Source organism: Variovorax sp. PDC80 (genome assembly GCF_900115375.1).
GTDB lineage: Bacteria > Pseudomonadota > Gammaproteobacteria > Burkholderiales > Burkholderiaceae_C > Variovorax.
This window is the reverse complement of sequence record NZ_FOWG01000002.1, coordinates 656,442-674,750: the sequence shown is the minus strand read 5'-3', so window position 1 is coordinate 674,750 and position 18,309 is coordinate 656,442. Positions and strand designations below refer to the sequence as shown.

The window sequence follows — 18,309 nt, the reverse complement described above, 5'->3', positions numbered from 1 at the left end:
ACTTTTGTCGCGAAACTGGCCCGGCGGAGCGGGCCGCCGGGCGGGCCATTCAGGCCTCCAGGGCTTCCATCAGCTCGGTTTCGATCGCGGCCTGGGTGCGCTGGCCTTGCAATTCGGGACCGCTGATGAGGAAGCTGTCTTCCACGCGCTCGCCCAGGGTCGTGACCTTGGCGAGCTGCAGGTTCAGGTGATGCCGTGCCAGCACGCGCGCCACCGAATAGAGCAGGCCGGCGCGGTCGCTGGCCGAGATGCTGAGCACCCAGCGCTGTGCCTTTTCGTCGGGCACCAGGCTGATGCGCGGCTTGATCGGGAAGCTGCGCACCCGGCGCGACACCCGGCCCATGCTCGGCAGCGGCAGGGCGCCGGCCTCGGTCAGGGTCTGCGCGAGCCCGGTCTCGACCATGTTGATCAGGTCGCGGTAGTGGTCGGGCAGGAAGGTGGTCACCACCTGGAAGGTGTCGAGCGCGTAGCCGTTGCTCGTGGTGTGGACCTTGGCGTCGAGGATGCTGAACGAGGCCTGGTCGAAGTAGCCGCAGATGCGCGCGAACAGGTCGGGCTGGTCGGGCGTGTAGACCACCACCTGCAGCCCTTCGCCCACCGGCGACAGGTGCGCGCGCACCACCGGCGGCGCGGCCGGGTCGATCGGCACGTTCTTCGGCGGCACGAAGCGCGACAGCTGCATCGCGTGCCAGGCGATCTCGCTGGCGTCGTGGCGCATGAAGTAGCCCACGTCGAGCGTGTCCCACAGCGCCTTGTGCGCCTCGAAGCGCTGGGCATGCAGCGCGAGCTGCACCAGCGCCTCGCGCTTGCGCGACTCGACCTCGGTGTCGGGATCGGGCATGCGCCCGCCGAGCGCGCGCAGGGTGTAGCGGTACAGGTCCTCGAGCAGCTTGCCCTTCCAGGCATTCCACACGCGCGGCGAGGTGCCGCGGATGTCGGCCACCGTCAGCAGGTAGAGCGCCGTGAGGTAGCGCTCGTTGCCCACGCGGCGCGCGAAGGCGCCGATCACCTCGGGGTCGCTCAGGTCCTGCTTCTGTGCCACCTGGCTCATCACCAGGTGCTCGGAGACCAGGAACTCGATCAGCTTCGAGTCTTCGCGCGAGATGCCGTGCTGCTTGCAGAAGCGCGCCACGTCGCGCGCGCCCAGCGTGGAGTGGTCGCCGCCGCGGCCCTTGGCGATGTCGTGGAACAGCGCGGCCACGTACAGCAGCCAGGGCTTGTCCCAGCCGGCCGCGAGTTGCGAGCAGAACGGGTACTCGTGGGCATGTTCAGCGATGAAGAAGCGCCGCACGTTGCGCAGCACCATCAGGATGTGCTGGTCGACCGTGTAGACGTGGAACAGGTCGTGCTGCATCTGCCCCACGATGCTGCGGAACACGCGCAGGTAGCGCCCCAGCACCGAGGTCTGGTTCATCAGCCGGAAGGCATGCGTGATGCCGTAGGGCTGCTGCAGCATCCGCATGAAGGTCTCGTGGTTCGCCGGATCGTTGCGAAACTTGCTGTCCATCACGTGGCGCGCGTTGTAGAGCGCGCGCAGCGTGCGCGCCGACAGGCCCTTCACGCCGATGGTCTTCTGGTAGAGCAGGAAGGTCTCGAGGATCGCGTGCGGCTCGCTCTCGTAGAGGTCGTCGCGCGCGATCTCGATCAGGCCGGCGCGCTCGAAGAAGCGCTCGTTGATCGGCGTCGGCAGCTCGTCGATCGGCTGCAGCCGCTCGGAGATGTTGAGCAGCAGGATCTGGTTGAGCTGCGAGACCGCCTTGGCGGCCCAGTAGTAGCGCCGCATCAGCGCCTCGCTCGACTTGCGCTGCGATTCGCTCACGTAGCCGAAGCTCGCGGCCACGGCGGTCTGCAGGTCGAACACCAGCCGGTCCTCGCGCCGGTTGGCGATCACGTGCAGCCGCGCGCGGATCAGCGACAGCAGCGCCTCGTTGCGCTTGATCTGCTGCGCCTCGAAGGGCGTGGCCAGGCCGTTGCGCGCCAGGTCGTCCCAGCGGCTGCCGAAGCCCGCGGCCTTGGCGACCCAGAGGATGGTCTGCAGGTCGCGCAGGCCGCCCGGCGATTCCTTGCAGTTGGGCTCGAGCGCGTAGGGCGTGTTGTCGAACTTCTGGTGCCGGTGCCGCATCTCCTGCGACTTGGCGATGAAGAAGGCCTGCGGATCGATCACCGTGCCGAAGCGCTTGCGGAAGGTGGCGAACAGCTTCTTGTCGCCCACGATCAGCCGCGCCTCGAGCAGCGAGGTCTGGACCGTGACGTCTTTCTCGGCCTCGGCCAGGCATTCCTCGATGGTGCGCACGCTCGAGCCGATCTCCAGGCCGGCATCCCAGCACTGGCCGATGAAGGCCTCGAGACGCGCCGGCTCGACCGCCTGCTCGCCGCCCTCGGGCGGCAACAGCAGCAGCACGTCGACGTCGGAATAGGGGAACAGCTCGCCGCGCCCGTAGCCGCCGACCGCCACCAGCGCCAGGCCGTCGCCGAACTCGGCGTCCTGCCACAGCGTCTGCAGGCTCTCGTCGGCCAGCGCCGCGAGCTGGCGCAGCACCGTGTGCACGCTGCGCGTGGGCGCGCGCGCGAAGCGCAGGGTTTCGAAAAGGGCGAGCTTCTTCGCGCGGTAGGCTTCGCGCAGCGTCGCGACGTCGTGTCGGGCGGCTTCGATCATGGCGGTGGGGTGGCGCGGCCGGCCGCGCGGCTCATGTCTTGATGGCGCTCACGAAGGAAGGCAGCGGCGGGCTGCCCTCGGACAGGGTCAGCACCTCGTAGCCCGTTTCGGTGACCAGCACCGTGTGTTCCCACTGGGCCGAGAGCGAATGGTCGCGCGTGACGATGGTCCAGCCGTCGTACTGGCCGCCCTTGAAGTCTTCCTTCACCTCGCGCTTGCCGGCGTTGATCATCGGCTCGATGGTGAAGATCATGCCGGGCTTGAGCTCTTCCATGGTGCCCGGGCGGCCGTAGTGCAGCACCTGCGGTTCTTCATGGAAACGCTGGCCCACGCCGTGGCCGCAGAACTCGCGCACCACCGAGAAGCCCTGGCCCTCGGCGAACTTCTGGATCGCGTGGCCCACGTCGCCCAGGTGGGCGCCGGGACGCACCTGCAGGATGCCGTGCCACATGGCCTCGAAGGTGATGTGGCACAGGCGCTTGGCCGCGATCGAGGCATCGCCCACGACGTACATGCGGGAGTTGTCGCCGAACCAGCCGTCCTTGATGACGGTGACGTCGACATTCATGATGTCGCCCTTCTTCAGGGGCTTGTCGTTCGGGATGCCGTGGCACACCACGTGGTTGACCGAGGTGCACAGCGACTTGGGGAAGGGGACGCTGCTGGCGCCCATGTAGCCCACCGTGGCCGAGGTGGTGCCCTGCTTGACCATGTACTCGGCGGCCAGGCGGTCGACATCGTTGGTCGTGATGCCGGGCTTGATGAAGGGCGTGAGGTAGTCCAGCACCTCGGACGCGAGGCGGCAGGCGACGCGCATGGCGGCGATGCCCGCGGCGTCTTTGTAGGTAATGCTCATGCATGGAATTATCCCATCCGGGCGAAGAAATCAGCGCCCGAACGGGCTCTGGCCGGCCGCCCGGGCGAGGCTTTCGCCATGACCTAAAATTCGCGTCCTGCGCGGACGGCCCCAGTCAGCGGCCGCCCGCCCACGGATTTCCAGACCTCTCCAAAGCCCAACGCGGCCCCAAGGCCCCACCCATCGTGACGCAGTCCGCTTCCGTTTCCACAGCCCTTCCCGTCGTAACCATCTTCGAGGGCGGCAGCGCACTCAGCGAATTCCGCGCGCGGCAGCTCCTGCCGAAGCTCCAGGCCGTCGATCCGCGCATCGAGGGCATCGCCGCGCGCTTCGTGCACCTGGTGGTGACCGACGGCGCGCTCGACGCCGCGGGCCGCGAGCGCTTCGAGGCGCTGCTGAGCTACGGCGAGCCCTTCGAGGCGCCGGCGGCCAAGGCCTCGGCGGCGGTGGTCGTCACGCCGCGCCTGGGCACCGTGTCGCCCTGGGCCTCCAAGGCCACCGACATCGCCCACAACTGCGGCCTGGCGCTGCGCCGGGTCGAGCGCGTCACCCAATACCACCTGAAGCTCAAGGCGCCGCTGCTGGGCAAGGCGCCGGTGCTCGAGGGCGAGGCGCTGGCCGCCGCGGCCGGCCCGCTGCACGACCGCATGACCGAATCGGTGCTCGCCACGGTCGACCAGGCCGCCAGCCTGTTCAGCGAACTGCCGGCCCAGCCGATGGCCACGGTCGACGTGCTGGCCCAGGGCCGCGCGGCGCTGGAAGCCGCCAACACCGGCTTCGGCCTGGCGCTGGCCGAGGACGAGATCGACTACCTGGTCGATGCCTTCACCAAGCTGGGCCGCAACCCCAGCGACGTCGAGCTGATGATGTTCGCCCAGGCCAACAGCGAGCACTGCCGCCACAAGATCTTCAACGCCGACTTCACCATCGACGGCGCGGCGCAGCCGCAGAGCCTGTTCTCGATGATCCGCCACACCGAGCGCCAGAACCCCCAGCACACGGTGATCGCCTATGCCGACAACGCCTCGGTGATGGAAGGCGGCGAGGTCGAGCGCTTCATCCCGCGCGGCGCCGATGCCGCGGGCACACCGGCCTACACCAAGGACACGGCGCTGACCCACGTGCTGATGAAGGTGGAGACCCACAACCACCCGACGGCGATCTCGCCGTTCCCGGGCGCCTCGACCGGCGCCGGCGGCGAGATCCGCGACGAGGGCGCGACCGGCCGCGGCTCCAAGCCCAAGGCCGGCCTGACCGGCTTCACGGTCTCGAAGCTCTGGCCCGAGGACGGCCACTACGGCAAGCCCGAGCACATCGCGAGCCCGCTGCAGATCATGACCGAGGGCCCGCTGGGCGGCGCCGCCTTCAACAACGAGTTCGGCCGGCCCAACCTGCTGGGCTACTTCCGCGAGTACGAGCAGGCCCTGGCGAGCGACCTCGACACGGTGCAGCGCGGCTACCACAAGCCGATCATGATCGCCGGCGGCCTCGGCAGCATCGACGCCACGCAGACCAAGAAGATCCGCTTCCCGGCCGGCTCGCTGCTGATCCAGCTCGGCGGCCCCGGCATGCGGATCGGCATGGGCGGCAGCGCCGCCAGCTCGATGGCCACCGGCGCCAACGCGGCCGAGCTCGACTTCGACTCGGTGCAGCGCGGCAACCCCGAGATCGAGCGCCGCGCGCAGGAGGTCATCAACCACTGCTGGCAGCAGGGCGCGGCCAACCCGATCCTCGCGATCCACGACGTGGGCGCGGGCGGCTTGAGCAATGCCTTCCCCGAACTGACCAACGACGCCGGCCGCGGCGCGCGCTTCGACCTGCGCGCGGTGCCGCTCGAGGAATCGGGCATGGCGCCGAAGGAGATCTGGTGCAACGAGAGCCAGGAGCGCTACGTGCTGGCGATCGCGCCCGAGTCGCTCGAACAGTTCAAGGCCTTCTGCGAACGCGAGCGCTGCCCCTTCGCGGTGGTCGGCGTGGCGACCGAGGAGCGCCAGCTGCTGGTGGCCGACGAGGGCGCCGCGCTGCAGCCGGTCGACATGCCGATGGACGTGCTGCTCGGCAAGCCGCCCAAGATGCACCGCGACGTGCAGTCGGTGGCGCGCAGCTTCCGGCCGCTCGACCTCACGGGCGTCGACCTGCAGAAGGCCGCGATCGACGTGCTGTCGCACCCGACCGTCGCCTCCAAACGCTTCCTGATCACCATCGGCGACCGTACCGTGGGCGGCCTGAGCCACCGCGACCAGATGGTCGGCCCGTGGCAGGTGCCGGTGGCCGACTGCGCCGTGACGCTGGCCGACTACCGGGGCTTCGCGGGCGAGGCGATGAGCATGGGCGAGCGCACGCCGCTGGCCGCCTACGACGCGCCCGCTTCGGGCCGCATGGCGGTGGCCGAGGCCATCACCAACCTGCTGTCGGCGCCGATCGAGCTGTCGCGCGTCAAGCTGTCGGCCAACTGGATGGCCGCCTGCGGCGAGCCCGGCGAGGATGCCGCGCTCTACGCCACGGTCAAGGCCGTCGGCCTCGAGCTCTGCCCGGCGCTGGGCATCTCGATTCCGGTTGGCAAGGATTCGCTGTCGATGCGCACGCAGTGGAAGGAGGGCGACGAGACGAAGAAGGTGACCTCGCCCGTCAGCCTGATCGTGAGCGCCTTCGCCTCGCTCGACGACGTGCGCGGCACGCTCACGCCGCAGCTCGACGCCAATGAGGAGGACAGCACGCTGGTGCTGGTCGACCTCGGCCGCGGCCAGCACCGCATGGCCGGCAGCATCCTGGCGCAGACGCTGGGCCAGAGCGGCGACATCGTGCCCGATCTCGACGATCCGGCGCAGCTGGTGGCGCTGGTGAATGCCGTCAACGCGCTGCGCGCCGATGGCAAGCTGCTCGCCATGCACGACCGCAGCGACGGCGGCCTGTTCGCCGCGGCCTGCGAGATGGCCTTCGCGGGCCATGTGGGCGTGGCGCTCAACGTCGACATGCTGGTCACCGAAGGCGACGGCATCTCCGACAGCCGCATGGAGACCGGCGACGCCAAGAACTGGGCGCAGCAGGTCAGCGCGCGGCGCGAGGAGCTCACGCTCAAGGCGCTGTTCAATGAGGAGCTCGGCATGCTGCTGCAGGTGCGCACCGCCGAGCGCAACGAGGTCATGCAGGTGCTGCGCGCCCATGGCCTGAGCACCCACAGCCATTTCGTTGGCAAGACCCGGCCCGCGAGCTCGGCCATCGAGGCCGGCAAGGGCAAGCTCGAGGTGTGGCGCGATGCCAAGTCGGTGTTCAGCGCCAGCCTGCACGACCTGCACCAGGTCTGGGACTCGGTGAGCTGGAAGATCGCGCGCGAGCGCGACAACCCGGCCTGTGCCGATGCCGAGCACGCGGCGGCCGGCGAGCCTGCCGACCCGGGCCTGCACTGGCATCTGCCGGCCGGCGCCGAGCCCGCCGCACCCGCGGTGCTGGCTTCGCGGCCCAAGGTCGCGATCCTGCGCGAGCAGGGCGTGAACTCGCACGTCGAGATGGCCTATGCCTTCAACGAGGCCGGCTTCGAGGCCTTCGATGTCCACATGACCGACCTGCAGTCGGGCCGCGCGCGGCTCGCCGACTTCAAGGGCGTGGTGGCCTGCGGCGGCTTCAGCTACGGCGACACGCTGGGCGCCGGCATCGGCTGGGCCCGCAGCATCACCTTCAACCCGCGCCTGGCCGACGAGTTCAAGCGCTTCTTCGGCCGCGCCGACACCTTCGGCCTCGGCGTGTGCAACGGCTGCCAGATGTTCGCCGAGTTGGCCGACATCATCCCGGGCGCCGAGGCCTGGCCGCGCTTCACCACCAACCAGAGCGAGCGCTTCGAGGCCCGTCTGTCGATGGTCGAGGTGCTCGATTCGCCGAGCCTGTTCTTCGCGGGCATGGCCGGCACGCGGCTGCCGATCGCGGTCGCGCACGGCGAGGGCTATGCCAACTTCAAGCACCGTGGCGATGCCTCGAAGGCCATCGCGGCCATGCGCTTCGTCGACAACCACGGCCAGCCCACCGAGCAGTACCCGTTCAACCCGAACGGCAGCGCGGGCGGCCTGACCTCGGTGACCACGGCCGACGGTCGCTTCACCGCCGTGATGCCGCACCCCGAGCGCGTGTTCCGCAACATCCAGATGAGCTGGACCGGCGGCGACGCGAACGCGCACAGCCCCTGGATGCGCATCTGGCGCAACGCCCGCCGCTGGGTGGGCTGATCGCCGACGGCAAGGGGCCCAATCCGGCAAGACCGGTGGGGCCTTTGATGGCCGCCGGCGCGACGGGACCGGTAGACTCGGCCGCATGCTGCGCACTTCCGCTTCCACGCTGACCGCACCGGCCCTGCCGGGCGTGCTCGCGCGTGGCCGGCGCCGCGCGGCGCGGATGACGGCGCTCAAGCGCCGATCGCCCTGGCATTCCTGAGCCCGGCGATCCTTCCTCCTCCCTTTCTTCTTTCGCGCACCTCCTGATCGCCGGGCCTCCTCCAAGCCCGCGCGCCGGCGCGTCCGTTCTGTCCCGCTCCCTCGATGGAGCCCGCGACACGCCTTCACTTCATCAGGAGCCATCCATGCAAGCCACCGCCTCGTTCACGCGACTCGAACGAACCCTCACCCAGCTCGACCACGCACGCCTGCACAAGCTCGCCGCGCATGCGCTGCAGACGCGCGGCGCGACCGATCCGATCGCGCAGGCCCTCGAGGAGATGCTCGACTGCAGCGAGATCGTGGCGCCGCAGGACGTGTCGCCGGACCTAGTCACGATGAACTCGCGCGTCGAGCTCGAGGACCCCGCGAACGGCGAGCGCTACACGATCACGCTGTGCTATCCGCGCGATGCCAAACCTTCCGAGGGCGAGGTCTCGGTGATGTCGCCGGTGGGCGCGAGCCTGCTGGGCGCGCGCGTGGGGCAGCTGGTGGAATGGACCACGCCGGCCGGCGTGCACGGTTCGGCGCGCGTGGCCGCGCTGCAGTTCCAGCCCGAAGCGGCGGGCGAATACCTGCGCTGAAGCGCTCGCTGCGGCGTCAGCCGGCGGCCGCGTTCAGCAGGCTGCCGGGCGTGGTGCCGTAGGCGCTCTTGAAGGCGCGCGAGAAATGCGAGAGGTCGCTGAAGCCGCACTGGTAGGCGGCCTGCGTGACCTGCTGCACGCGGCCCTCGGACAGGATGTGGAAGCTCTGCTCGAGCCGGCGCTTCCACAGGTGGTGCATCACGGTCGTGCCATGGGCCGCGAACACGCGCGTGAGCGTGCGCGGCGAGACATGCGCGGCCTCGGCCACGCCGGCCATCGACAGGCCGGTGTCGTCCAGGTGGGCGTCGATGTAGCGCACGGCCTTCTCGTAGATCGAGCCGTGGCGCGTGGCCGCGGCGGCGCCCTCGGCCACGTCCTGCAGTTCCATCGCGGCGCTCAGCGTGTCGAGGAAGGCGGCGGCGAAGCGCGCCTGCGCGGCCAGCGCCGAGTCGCGCGCCTCGAAGCGCAGCGCCTCCTCGGCCATGCCGTGCAGCAGCCCGGCCAGCGAGCTGCCGTCGGCGATCTTGAGCGCCATCATGTGCTCGGCCTTCGGGAAGCGCGACAGCAGCTGCTGGCGCGGAAAGCGCACCAGCAGCAGCGATTCGGGCGCGAGCTCGTGCACGAAGGGCCGTGCCGCGTCGTACAGCACGATGTCGCCGGCCGACGCACGCAGCGTGCGGCCCTGCTGCGCCATGTTGGCCTGGCCGCGCTGGAAGAAGGCGGCCACGATGTCGTCGTCGGGCGCGACGCGCGCGAGCTGGTCGGTGCGGATGAAGGTGTGCGGCTTCGACTGCATGCGGCACACCGTGAGGCTGCCGAGCTGCTGGCCCGAGAGGCAGCCGTCGAAGTCGCGTGCGAATTCGCCGCGCGCCGGTATCAGGCGCCGGCACACCGATTCGCGCCAGAACTCGGTCTTGTGCCGCGGCGCGAGCGCCTCGGTCGAGTGGTAGAAGCCCATGGTCGACACCCTCCGCGCCGATGGCGCGCCGCGAATTCTTGCAAGAAACAAGCCCAAAGAAAAACGGCCCGAAGGCCGTTTTGCATGGGTGAGGGCGGGCAGGGCGCGCCGCTTACTCGATCTTCGCCTTGGCGCGCAGGTCTTCCTGGTACTTCTGCAGGCGCTGCTGCTGCAGCTGCTGCGTGATCTGCGGCTTGATGTCCTCGATCTTCGGCAGTTGGGCCTGGCGGATGTCGTCGACGCGGATGATGTGCCAGCCGAACTGGGTCTTGATCGGCGCCGGCGTGGTCTCGCCCTTCTTGAGCTTGATCATCGCTTCCGAGAACTCGGGCACGAAGTTGGCGGGGTTGGCCCAGTCGAGGTCGCCGCCGTTGGCGCCCGATCCGGGGTCCTTGCTCTGCTTCTTGGCGATGTCCTCGAATTTGCCGCCCTTCTTCAGGTCGGCCATGATCTTCTTGGCCTGGTCCTCGGTCTCGACGAGGATGTGGCGCGCCTTGTATTCCTTGCCGCCGTTGGCCGCGACGAACTTGTCGTACTCGGCCTTCACGTCGGCGTCCGAGACCGGGTTGGTCTTGCGGTAGTTCTCGAACAGGGCGCGGATCAGGATCGCCTGGCGTGCGAGCTCGAGCTGGTTCTTGTAGTCCTCGGTGGCGTCGAGGCCGTGCTTCTGCGCTTCCTGCATGAACACTTCGCGCGCCACGATTTCCTCGCGCAGCTGGCCTTGCATCTCGGGCGTGACCGGGCGGCCGGCCGCGGCCAGCTGCTGGGCCAGCGCGTCCATGCGTGCCTTGGGCACCGCCTTGCCGTTGACGATGGCTGCGTTCTGCGCCAGGGCAGCCATGGGAACGGCACCAAGCAGCGCTGCGGCCGCGACGGCCTGCAAGATTTGTTTTTTCATGGATTGAATGTCAGGCTGAGAAATGCGCGTTGGATGAAAGTGCGCGTGGAGGAAACCGGAGCAAAGACACAGGGGAGGGAGCGCCGCCGCGGAGAACCGGGCCCGGCAGCCGGAGGCTGGCGGTGGATGGACGACTCAGAGCACCTCGATGGCGATGGCGTGCAGACCCTGTGCGATGAAAAGTTGGAGGGCATCATACACAAGCCGATGACGCGCCACGCGTGGCTTTCCCTCGAACAGCGGGGAGGCGATGCGCACGCGGAAATGGGTGCCGAATCCCTCGGCATTGGCCCCCGCGTGGCCTGCGTGCGCGGCGCTCTCGTCGATGACTTCGAGCGCCGTCGGCTGCAGTGCGGCGCGCAGCGCGGCCTCGAGGGCGGCCACGGTCGGCAGCGGATGCGAAGCGGTGGTGCTGCTCATGCTCAGGCGGCCGGCTTGTCGTCGCCGCTCTTGAGGTGCGGCGAGATGTACAGGCCCTGCGCCACCAGGAACACGATCGGGAACACGTAGCCCCAGAGCTTGAAGTTGACCCAAGCCTCGGTCGTGAAATAGGCCGCGACGTAGCCGTTGATGGCGGCCATGAACAGGCAGTACCCGATCCACGCGATGTTCAGCCGCATCCAGATGCGGTCGGGCAGCTCGAGCTGCGAGCCCAGCAGCATCTTCAGGAAGTTCTTGCGGAAGGCCCACAGCGCCACGGCCAGCGCCACCGCCATCGCGCCGTAGAGCACGGTCGGCTTCCACTTGATGAAGCGGTCGTCGTGCAGCACCAGCGTGAGTGTGCCGAACAGCAGGATCAGCACCAGCGTGGCCTTCTGCATCGCCTGCAGCTTGCGTTCCATCGCATAGATGATCGCCATCTGCACCACCGTGGCGGCCATCAGCACGCCGGTGGCGGTGTAGATGTCGGCGAGCTTGTAGGCCCCGAAGAACAGCAGGATCGGGAAGAAGTCGAGGATCAGTTTCATGCAGTCGGATGGTGGCGGGGCCGGAAGAAAAAGGAGAAGGCGCCGCTCAGGGCTTCTTCTGGAAGTCGAGCGAGGCCGAGTTCATGCAGTAGCGCAGGCCGGTCTCGGTCGGTCCGTCGGGGAAGACGTGGCCCAGGTGCGCGCCGCAATTGGCGCAGACATTCTCGGTGCGCACCATGCCATGCGAGCGGTCGACGATGTTGCGGATCGCGCCCGGCACGGCTTCCTCCGAGAAGCTGGGCCAGCCGCAGCCGGCGTCGAACTTGGTGGCGGACTCGAACAGCTTGGCGCCGCAGCAGACGCAGTGGTAGGTGCCGTCGTCCCAGTGGGCTTCGTACTTGCCGGTGAAGGGGCGCTCGGTCGCCGCATGGCGGGTCACCTCGAAGGCGGCCGGCTCGGCGCCCTTTTCGGCGAGCAGCGCTTTCCATTCGGCATCGGTTTTCTGGACGGGTGTGTTCATGATGAGCAGCTGATTTCGATCGTGGAAGCCCAGTCGGGCGGGAACCCGGCATACGCCTGCGCGCCGGGATGTTCTTCAAATGGGGATTCCAGCAGGGCCAGCAAGGTCGCCACGCCCGAGAAGTCCTTGCGGCCAGCCGCTTCGATGGCCTGCTGGCCCAGGTGGTTCCGCAGCACGTATTCCGGATTGCTGCGCAGCATCAGCTCGGCCGCCTGCTCGCGCGGGGTGTGGGTATGGCGCTCCAGAAACAATAGCAGCCAGGCGTCGAAACCGGCGCGGTCGATGAACAGTTCGCGCACCGGCTCGATGTTGCCGTCGGCCCGGTAGCGGGCCAGGCGGCGCCAGAAGATCGTGTAGTCGGTCTTCTCGGCCGCCAGCAGCTTGAGCACGCCCTCGATCAGCGCGCGGTCGCCGTCGGCCGCGTCGGCGAGGCCGAGCTTGGCGCGCATGCGGTTCTCGAAGGCGTTCGGGAACGCGGCCTTGTACGACTCGAGCGCGGCCAGCGCGAGCTCCTGGTCCTCGATCAGCGGCAGCAGCGCCTGGCCAAGGCAGAACAGGTTCCAGTAGGCCACGTTGGGCTGCTGGTTGAAGGCATAGCGTCCGCCGGTGTCGCTGTGGTTGCAGATGTGGCGCGGATCGAAGCCGTCGAGGAACTGGAACGGGCCGTAGTCGATGGTGAGCCCGAGGATGCTCATGTTGTCGGTGTTCATCACGCCGTGGCAGAAGCCCACGGCCTGCCAGTGCGCCAGCAGGGTGGCGGTGCGTTCGCTCACGGCCTCGAGCAGCGCCGCATAGGGGTTGCCGCCGAAGCGCTCGTTGTGGCGGCAGGCCGGGTAGTAGCGGTCGATCACGTAGTCGGCCAGCGCGCGCAGTTCCTCGTGCTGCTGGTTCGCCGCGAAATGCTCGAAATGGCCGAAGCGGATGAAGCTCGGTGCCACCCGCGTCACCACCGCGGCGGTCTCGATCTCCTCGCGGCGCACGCGCGCGTCCGAGCCGGTCACGCACAGCGCGCGCGTGGTCGGGATGCCCAGGCCGTGCATGGCTTCGCTGCAGAGGAACTCGCGAATGCTCGAGCGCAGCACGGCGCGGCCGTCGCCCATGCGCGAATAGGGCGTGCGGCCCGCGCCCTTGAGCTGGATCTCGAGGCCGTCCGCGGTCTCTCCGAGCAGGATCGCGCGCCCGTCGCCGAGCTGGCCGGCCCAGACGCCGAACTGGTGGCCGCTGTAGACGCTGGCCAGCGGCCGCGCGCCCTCGAGCGGGATGTTGCCGCTCAGCGCCTCGAGCAACGCGTCGCTGCGCCAGCCTTCGGGCAGGCCCAGCTCGCGCGCGACCCGTTCGCTGTGGCCGACCCAGTAGGGCGGCGTGGGCGAACTCAGCGGGGTGGGGCGCAGCTCGGTGTAGAAGCGCGGTCCGAGCGTGGAGAAGCCGGTGGTGGCCCAGCCCAGGCCCAGATCGGCGCTCCCGGGCCGGGTTTCGGTCGACGTGGGGCGGTTCTCTTCGGCAAGCAGGCTCGTGGGCGTCATGCCCCCGATTGTCCGGCAGAGCGCTAGACCCCTGGCCAAGGGGGGCCTCGGAGGCCAGAAACTAGGCGGCGGCGCGCAGCATCGAGCCGGCCGTGTCGCCGTGCCACAGCCGCGTGCGGTACTGCGCCGGCGGCAGGCCGAACCAGCGCTTGCAGGCGCGGAAGAAGTTGCTGCTGTCGACGAAGCCCAGCAGGTCGGCCACATCGGTCAGCGTGTGGCGCTCCTGCGCCAGGTACTGCTGCGCCAGCTCGCGCCGGGTGCGGTCGAGCAGCGCCTGGAACGACACCGACTCCTCCTGCAGCCGGCGCTGCAGCGTGCGCTCGGCCAGGCCCAGGCCCGAGGCCACGTCCTGGCGGCGCGGCTCGCCGTGCGGCAGGCGGCGCGCGATCTCGGCGCAGACCAGGGTGCTGGTGGTGGTCTGGCCCAGCTGGTCGAGCTGGTCGTCGAGCAGGTGTTCCTGCATCTCGCCGAGCTCGGGGTGGCTGGTGGGCAGCGTCATCGCCAGGTTGGCGGCCGACAGCAGCATGCGGTTGGCCGGCGCGCCGAACCGCACCTCGCAGCCGAAGGCCTCGCGGTGCGGCCGGTCGTCGTCGGGGGGCGGATAGGCGAACTCGATCGCCAGCGGCTCCATCTCGCGCCGGATCAGCCAGCGGCACTGCATCAGCATGGTGAGCAGGGCGTATTCGACGCGCTGGCGCGGGATCGGCAGGCTGCCGCCCGTGTGCTGCATCACCATCCAGCTGCCGCGCGCCTCGGGCTGCACCGAGAAGGCGGTGGCATCGGAGATCACGGGCATGTAGCGCGCGAGCCGGTCCATCGCCTCGCCGAGATCGACGCAGCAGGCCATGACGTGGGCGACGGTGCCCAACTTGCTGTGGGTGGCGGCCAGGCCGCGGTGCAGGCCCAGCGTGGGCCGGCCCGCGCGCGCCACGGCCAGTTGCCACAGCACGGTGATCTCGTCGACCGGGATGCGCGCGTTCTGCCGCAGCAGCGACTCGGGGTCGAAGCCGGCGTCGCGCAGCAGCGAGGGCACGTCCAGGCCCTCGGCCTCGAACATCCTCAGCACCCCCTCGAGCCATGCCGACGAGCTGGTGCGCAACTCGGGCTGCGGCATGCAGCCCGGACGGCGCGCAGGCCGGCGCGCGTGGCGCGGGTTGGAGGCTCCTGAAGTCATTCGATTGGCTCGCTTGCGATAGCGGTGGAAACGGCACCCGTTCCTAGAATTTTTTTCGGGTTCGGCGGGCCGGAGTATGGCCGCGGGGCACCGATGCAGGAATTCCGATTAACCCGGTGTGGAGACAAACACATGCAAGAAATGGCAACGGCACGAAAAAGCCAGGGTGCGGCAGGACAGAAGACAAGGGTGGCTTCGGCCATCGCCATGGCCGCGATCGCGGCCGCCAGTATGGCCCTCGTGGCCTGCGGCGGCGGCGGCTCGGGGTCGAGCGGATTCTTCCCGGTGGCACCGCCACCCCCGCCGCCGCCCGCGCCGCCACCGGCCGCGGACGGCCCGATGGTGCGCCAGACCACCGCCGGCAAGATCGAGGGCGTGGACGACAGCGCCGGCACCGGCACCTTGTCGTGGAAGGGCGTTCCGTTCGCCCAGGCCCCCGTCGGCGCGCTGCGCTGGGCGCCGCCGGCCGATCCCAAGGCCTGGGAGGGCGTGCGCTCCGCCGCCAAGTTCGGCCGCAGCTGTGCCCAAGGCGGGCGCTACTTCAGCCCGGCACCGGACGACGCACCCTTCGGCCTGGGCAATCGCGAAGGTTTCGACAAGCCGGTGGGTGTCGAGGACTGCCTCACGCTCAACATCTGGCGCCCGAGCGGCGACGCCGCCAAGCTGCCCGTGATCGTGTACATCTACGGCGGCAGCAATATTTCGGGTTACACGGCCGATCCCGGCTACGACGGCGCCCAGCTCGCCAAGCGCGGCAATGCCGTCGTCGTGACGATCAACTACCGGCTGGGCGTGCTGGGTTGGCTCGACCTGCCGCAACTCAAGACCGGCGAGGCGAAGAACGACTCGGGCAACTTCGCGCTGCTCGACCAGATGCAGGCGCTGAAGTTCATCCAGGCCAACATCGGCGCCTTCGGCGGCGATGCGGGCAACGTGACGGTGATGGGGCAGTCGGCGGGCGCGGTCAACACCTGGGGCCTGGTGGTCTCGCCGGCGTCGACCGGCCTGCTGCACAAGGCGGTGCCGTTGAGCGGCGGGATCGCGTTCTCGCCGCGCGCCACCGCGCAGACCTATTCGAAGAAGCTGCTCAACGCGATCGCGATCGCCGACGGAAAGGCCGCCGACCCCGTTGCGGCCGATGCCTGGATCGCCTCGCAGACCAATGCGCAGATCGCGACCTACCTGCGCGGCCTGTCGGCCGACAAGCTGCTGACCATCGTGCTCGCGAACCCGCTGTTGGGCAACGCGCCCGCGCCGATCGAGGACGGCACCATCCTGCCCGTGAACTCGGCCGCCGAGGTGGCCGCCGGCCGCTTCAACAAGGTGCCGATGCTGATCGGCAACACGCGCGACGAGGGCACGCTGTTCGGTAACACCTTTGGTACCTTCACGGGACTGGGGCGGGGCTTCAAGCCCACCGACTACGAACGCTTCGGGCTGCAGTACAACTTCAACCCCGACGTACCGACCACGCTCACCGAGGCCGACCTGATCAACGCACCCTACCTGCCGGTAGGTAAGCCGCTGACCGGCTGGAAGGCCGCCTCGGATTTCGCGACCAACGTGGTCTTCCTCAGCGCCTTGCCGCCGCAGATCGACTCGGTCGCCAAGTACCTGCCGACTAAGACCTGGTACTACCGCTTCGACTGGAGCCAGCAGGTGGCGCCGTTCAATACCGTCTACGGCGCGACGCACGGCCTCGACACGGTGTTCATGTTCCACAACTTCGGCACCAACATCTTCTCCTTTGCCTATGGCGAGGCGAACCGGCCGGGCCGCGAGGCGCTGTCGGACGCGATGGTCGGCAGCCTGTCCGCGTTCGCGCGCACCGGCGATCCGAACCATGCGGGCCTGGGCGTGACCTGGCCCAACTGGCCACGCAAGATCGTGCTCGACGCCAGCAAGACCCAGCTGCAGAACAGCGCGCCTTGAGCACTGCGCGCACCGGCAAGGCACGCCACCGCGACGGCCATGGCCGTCGCGGTGGTGGCGAAGGTCGCGCGAGGGGCGAGGCGTCTGCATGCTCCGGCGGACGCCAGCTGTCATCCGGACGACAGATCGGTCCTCGCAGACTGCGGGTTTCTGTCATTGTGCGAACGCACATAAATTGCGTGAATCGCCGTAATCTTTGAAACCGCTGAATTTTGTTGAAAGAAGGAGCCTGTAGATGCTGGGTTTGATGCAAGACCGACCGCTTTTGATCTCGTCGCTGATCGAGTTCGTCGAGCGCCACAACGGTGACGGCGAGATCGTCTCGCGGCGGGTCGAGGGCGACATCCACCGCTGTACCTGGAGCGACATCGCATCGCGTTCCCGGCAGGTGGCCAATGCGCTGGACGGCGAGCAACTGCTGTTCAGCGACCGCATCGCGACCCTGGCCTGGAACGGCTACCGCCACCTGGAGCTCTACTACGGCGTCAGCGGCAGCGGCCGCGTGCTGCACACCATCAACCCGCGCCTGCATCCCGACCAGATCGCGTGGATCGCCAACCACGCCGAAGACCAGATCCTGTGCTTCGACCTCACCTTCCTGCCGCTGGTGCAGGCCGTGCATGCCAAGTGCCCGACCATCCGCAAGTGGGTCGCGCTGTGCGGGCCCGACAAGCTGCCGGTCGACAGCGGCATCCCCAACCTCGTGAGCTACGAGGACTGGGTCGGCGGCCAGTCCACCGACTACCAATGGCCGGTGTTCGACGAGAACTCGGCCTCGAGCATGTGCTACACGAGCGGCACCACGGGCAACCCCAAGGCCGCGCTCTACAGCCACCGCTCGACCATGCTGCATGCCTATGCGGCGGCGCTGCCCGACGTGATGCGCATCTCGGCGCGCGACTCGGTGCTGCCCGTGGTGCCGATGTTCCACGTCAACGCCTGGGGCATTCCGTACTCGGCCGCGCTGGTCGGCTGCAAGCTGGTGTTCCCGGGCCCGGCGCTCGACGGCAAGTCGGTCTACGACCTGATCGAAGGCGAGGGCGTGACCTTCGCGGCCGGCGTGCCCACCGTGTGGCAGATGATGCTGGGCCACATGCAGACCAACGGCCTGAAGTTCAGCGCCCTGAACCGCACCGTGATCGGCGGCTCCGCCTGCCCGCCGGCCATGATCAAGGCCTTCCAGGACCTGTACGACGTCGAGGTGCTGCATGCCTGGGGCATGACCGAGATGAGCCCGCTGGGCACGCTGTGCACGCTCAAGAACAAGCACCTGAAGCAGTCGCCCGAGGAGCAGCTCGCGGTGCGCCTCAAGCAGGGCCGCGCGATCTTCGGCGTCGACATGAAGATCGTCGACGGCGAGAACAACGAGCTGCCCTGGGACGGCAAGGCCTACGGCGACCTGCTGGTCAAGGGGCCGTGGATCGTCAAGGAGTACTTCAAGGGCGAGGGCGGCGATCCGCTGATCGACGGCTGGTTCCCCACCGGCGACGTCGCCACCATCGATGCCGACGGCTACCTGCAGATCACCGACCGCAGCAAGGACGTGATCAAGTCCGGCGGCGAATGGATCAGCTCGATCGACATCGAGAACATCGCGGTCTCGCATCCGGCCATCGCCATGGCGGCCTGCATCGGCGTCTACCACCCCAAGTGGGACGAGCGCCCGATCGTCGCGGTGGTGAAGAAGCCCGGTGCCGAGGTCACGCGCGAGGAACTGCTGAAGTTCTACGAAGGCAAGACCGCCAAGTGGCAGATCCCCGACGACGTGGTCTTCGTCGAGGCGATTCCGCTGGGCGCCACCGGAAAGATCCTCAAGACCCGGCTGCGCGAGCAGCTCAAGGACTACAAGCTGCCCGGCCTGTAAAGCGGGTGGGGCGGT

The 18,309-nt window shown here is 68.8% G+C and carries 13 protein-coding genes; 4 read left to right on the top strand and 9 right to left on the bottom strand.

The window, feature by feature from the left end; genetic code table 11:
• Window positions 1–49 precede the first annotated feature (49 nt).
• Together BM109_RS08665 and map are read right to left on the bottom strand one after the other, a co-directional pair.
• Window positions 50–2,656: a [protein-PII] uridylyltransferase gene (locus BM109_RS08665; RefSeq protein ID WP_093342114.1), complete on the bottom strand. Its 2,607-nt coding sequence runs from the start codon at window positions 2,654–2,656 to the stop codon at window positions 50–52.
• A 31-nt stretch (window positions 2,657–2,687) separates the two neighbouring features.
• Window positions 2,688–3,512: a type I methionyl aminopeptidase gene (gene map, locus BM109_RS08660; protein ID WP_093342112.1), complete on the bottom strand. Its 825-nt coding sequence runs from the start codon at window positions 3,510–3,512 to the stop codon at window positions 2,688–2,690.
• Window positions 3,513–3,697: 185 nt separating this feature from the next.
• Here map and purL point away from each other — a divergent pair, with 185 nt between their 5' ends.
• Together purL and rnk are read left to right on the top strand one after the other, a co-directional pair.
• Complete coding sequence (gene purL / locus BM109_RS08655; RefSeq protein WP_093342111.1) at window positions 3,698–7,729, top strand: phosphoribosylformylglycinamidine synthase; 4,032 nt, start codon at window positions 3,698–3,700, stop codon at window positions 7,727–7,729.
• 350 nt (window positions 7,730–8,079) lie between these two features.
• Window positions 8,080–8,517 (top strand): nucleoside diphosphate kinase regulator, encoded by a 438-nt coding sequence (gene rnk / locus BM109_RS08650; RefSeq protein WP_093342109.1) that lies wholly within the window; start codon window positions 8,080–8,082, stop codon window positions 8,515–8,517.
• A 16-nt stretch (window positions 8,518–8,533) separates the two neighbouring features.
• On the opposite strand, the gene BM109_RS08645 is transcribed toward rnk, so the two are convergent.
• From BM109_RS08645 to BM109_RS08615, 7 genes are all read right to left on the bottom strand, one after another.
• Window positions 8,534–9,475 carry a helix-turn-helix domain-containing protein gene (locus tag BM109_RS08645; protein ID WP_093342108.1) on the bottom strand — a complete coding sequence of 314 codons (942 nt, stop codon included), beginning with the start codon at window positions 9,473–9,475 and terminating at the stop codon, window positions 8,534–8,536.
• Window positions 9,476–9,587: 112 nt separating this feature from the next.
• Complete coding sequence (locus tag BM109_RS08640) at window positions 9,588–10,373, bottom strand: peptidylprolyl isomerase (protein ID WP_093342106.1); 786 nt, start codon at window positions 10,371–10,373, stop codon at window positions 9,588–9,590.
• 135 nt (window positions 10,374–10,508) lie between these two features.
• Complete coding sequence (locus BM109_RS08635) at window positions 10,509–10,793, bottom strand: BolA family protein (protein WP_093342105.1); 285 nt, start codon at window positions 10,791–10,793, stop codon at window positions 10,509–10,511.
• 2 nt (window positions 10,794–10,795) lie between these two features.
• Window positions 10,796–11,341: a septation protein A gene (locus BM109_RS08630; RefSeq protein WP_093342103.1), complete on the bottom strand. Its 546-nt coding sequence runs from the start codon at window positions 11,339–11,341 to the stop codon at window positions 10,796–10,798.
• A 46-nt stretch (window positions 11,342–11,387) separates the two neighbouring features.
• Window positions 11,388–11,801: a peptide-methionine (R)-S-oxide reductase MsrB gene (msrB, locus tag BM109_RS08625; protein WP_057597047.1), complete on the bottom strand. Its 414-nt coding sequence runs from the start codon at window positions 11,799–11,801 to the stop codon at window positions 11,388–11,390.
• Window positions 11,798–13,324, bottom strand: coding sequence for a protein adenylyltransferase SelO (locus BM109_RS08620; RefSeq protein WP_093342102.1), 1,527 nt, complete (start codon window positions 13,322–13,324; stop codon window positions 11,798–11,800). The genes msrB and BM109_RS08620 overlap by 4 nt, the downstream gene beginning before the upstream one ends.
• Before the next feature lie 61 nt (window positions 13,325–13,385).
• Window positions 13,386–14,498, bottom strand: a complete 1,113-nt coding sequence (locus BM109_RS08615) for an AraC family transcriptional regulator (protein WP_093342100.1) — start codon at window positions 14,496–14,498, stop codon at window positions 13,386–13,388.
• A gap of 189 nt (window positions 14,499–14,687) precedes the next feature.
• On the opposite strand from BM109_RS08615, the gene BM109_RS08610 reads away from it, so the two are divergent.
• Both BM109_RS08610 and BM109_RS08605 read left to right on the top strand, forming a co-directional pair.
• Window positions 14,688–16,430: a carboxylesterase/lipase family protein gene (locus tag BM109_RS08610; protein WP_256222435.1), complete on the top strand. Its 1,743-nt coding sequence runs from the start codon at window positions 14,688–14,690 to the stop codon at window positions 16,428–16,430.
• A gap of 235 nt (window positions 16,431–16,665) precedes the next feature.
• Window positions 16,666–18,294, top strand: a complete 1,629-nt coding sequence (locus tag BM109_RS08605; protein ID WP_093342097.1) for a 3-(methylthio)propionyl-CoA ligase — start codon at window positions 16,666–16,668, stop codon at window positions 18,292–18,294.
• Window positions 18,295–18,309: the final 15 nt, after the last annotated feature.

Excerpts from the sequence above, each read along its gene's own strand:
- BM109_RS08665 (WP_093342114.1), bottom strand. The coding sequence starts at position 2,656 with ATGATCGAAGCCGCCCGACACGACGTCGCGACGCTGCGCGAAGCCTAC.
- map (WP_093342112.1), bottom strand. The coding sequence starts at position 3,512 with ATGAGCATTACCTACAAAGACGCCGCGGGCATCGCCGCCATGCGCGTC.
- rnk (WP_093342109.1), top strand. The coding sequence starts at position 8,080 with ATGCAAGCCACCGCCTCGTTCACGCGACTCGAACGAACCCTCACCCAG.
- BM109_RS08645 (WP_093342108.1), bottom strand. The coding sequence starts at position 9,475 with ATGGGCTTCTACCACTCGACCGAGGCGCTCGCGCCGCGGCACAAGACC.
- BM109_RS08640 (WP_093342106.1), bottom strand. The coding sequence starts at position 10,373 with ATGAAAAAACAAATCTTGCAGGCCGTCGCGGCCGCAGCGCTGCTTGGT.
- BM109_RS08635 (WP_093342105.1), bottom strand. The coding sequence starts at position 10,793 with ATGAGCAGCACCACCGCTTCGCATCCGCTGCCGACCGTGGCCGCCCTC.
- BM109_RS08630 (WP_093342103.1), bottom strand. The coding sequence starts at position 11,341 with ATGAAACTGATCCTCGACTTCTTCCCGATCCTGCTGTTCTTCGGGGCC.
- msrB (WP_057597047.1), bottom strand. The coding sequence starts at position 11,801 with ATGAACACACCCGTCCAGAAAACCGATGCCGAATGGAAAGCGCTGCTC.
- BM109_RS08620 (WP_093342102.1), bottom strand. The coding sequence starts at position 13,324 with ATGACGCCCACGAGCCTGCTTGCCGAAGAGAACCGCCCCACGTCGACC.
- BM109_RS08615 (WP_093342100.1), bottom strand. The coding sequence starts at position 14,498 with ATGACTTCAGGAGCCTCCAACCCGCGCCACGCGCGCCGGCCTGCGCGC.
- BM109_RS08605 (WP_093342097.1), top strand. The coding sequence starts at position 16,666 with ATGCTGGGTTTGATGCAAGACCGACCGCTTTTGATCTCGTCGCTGATC.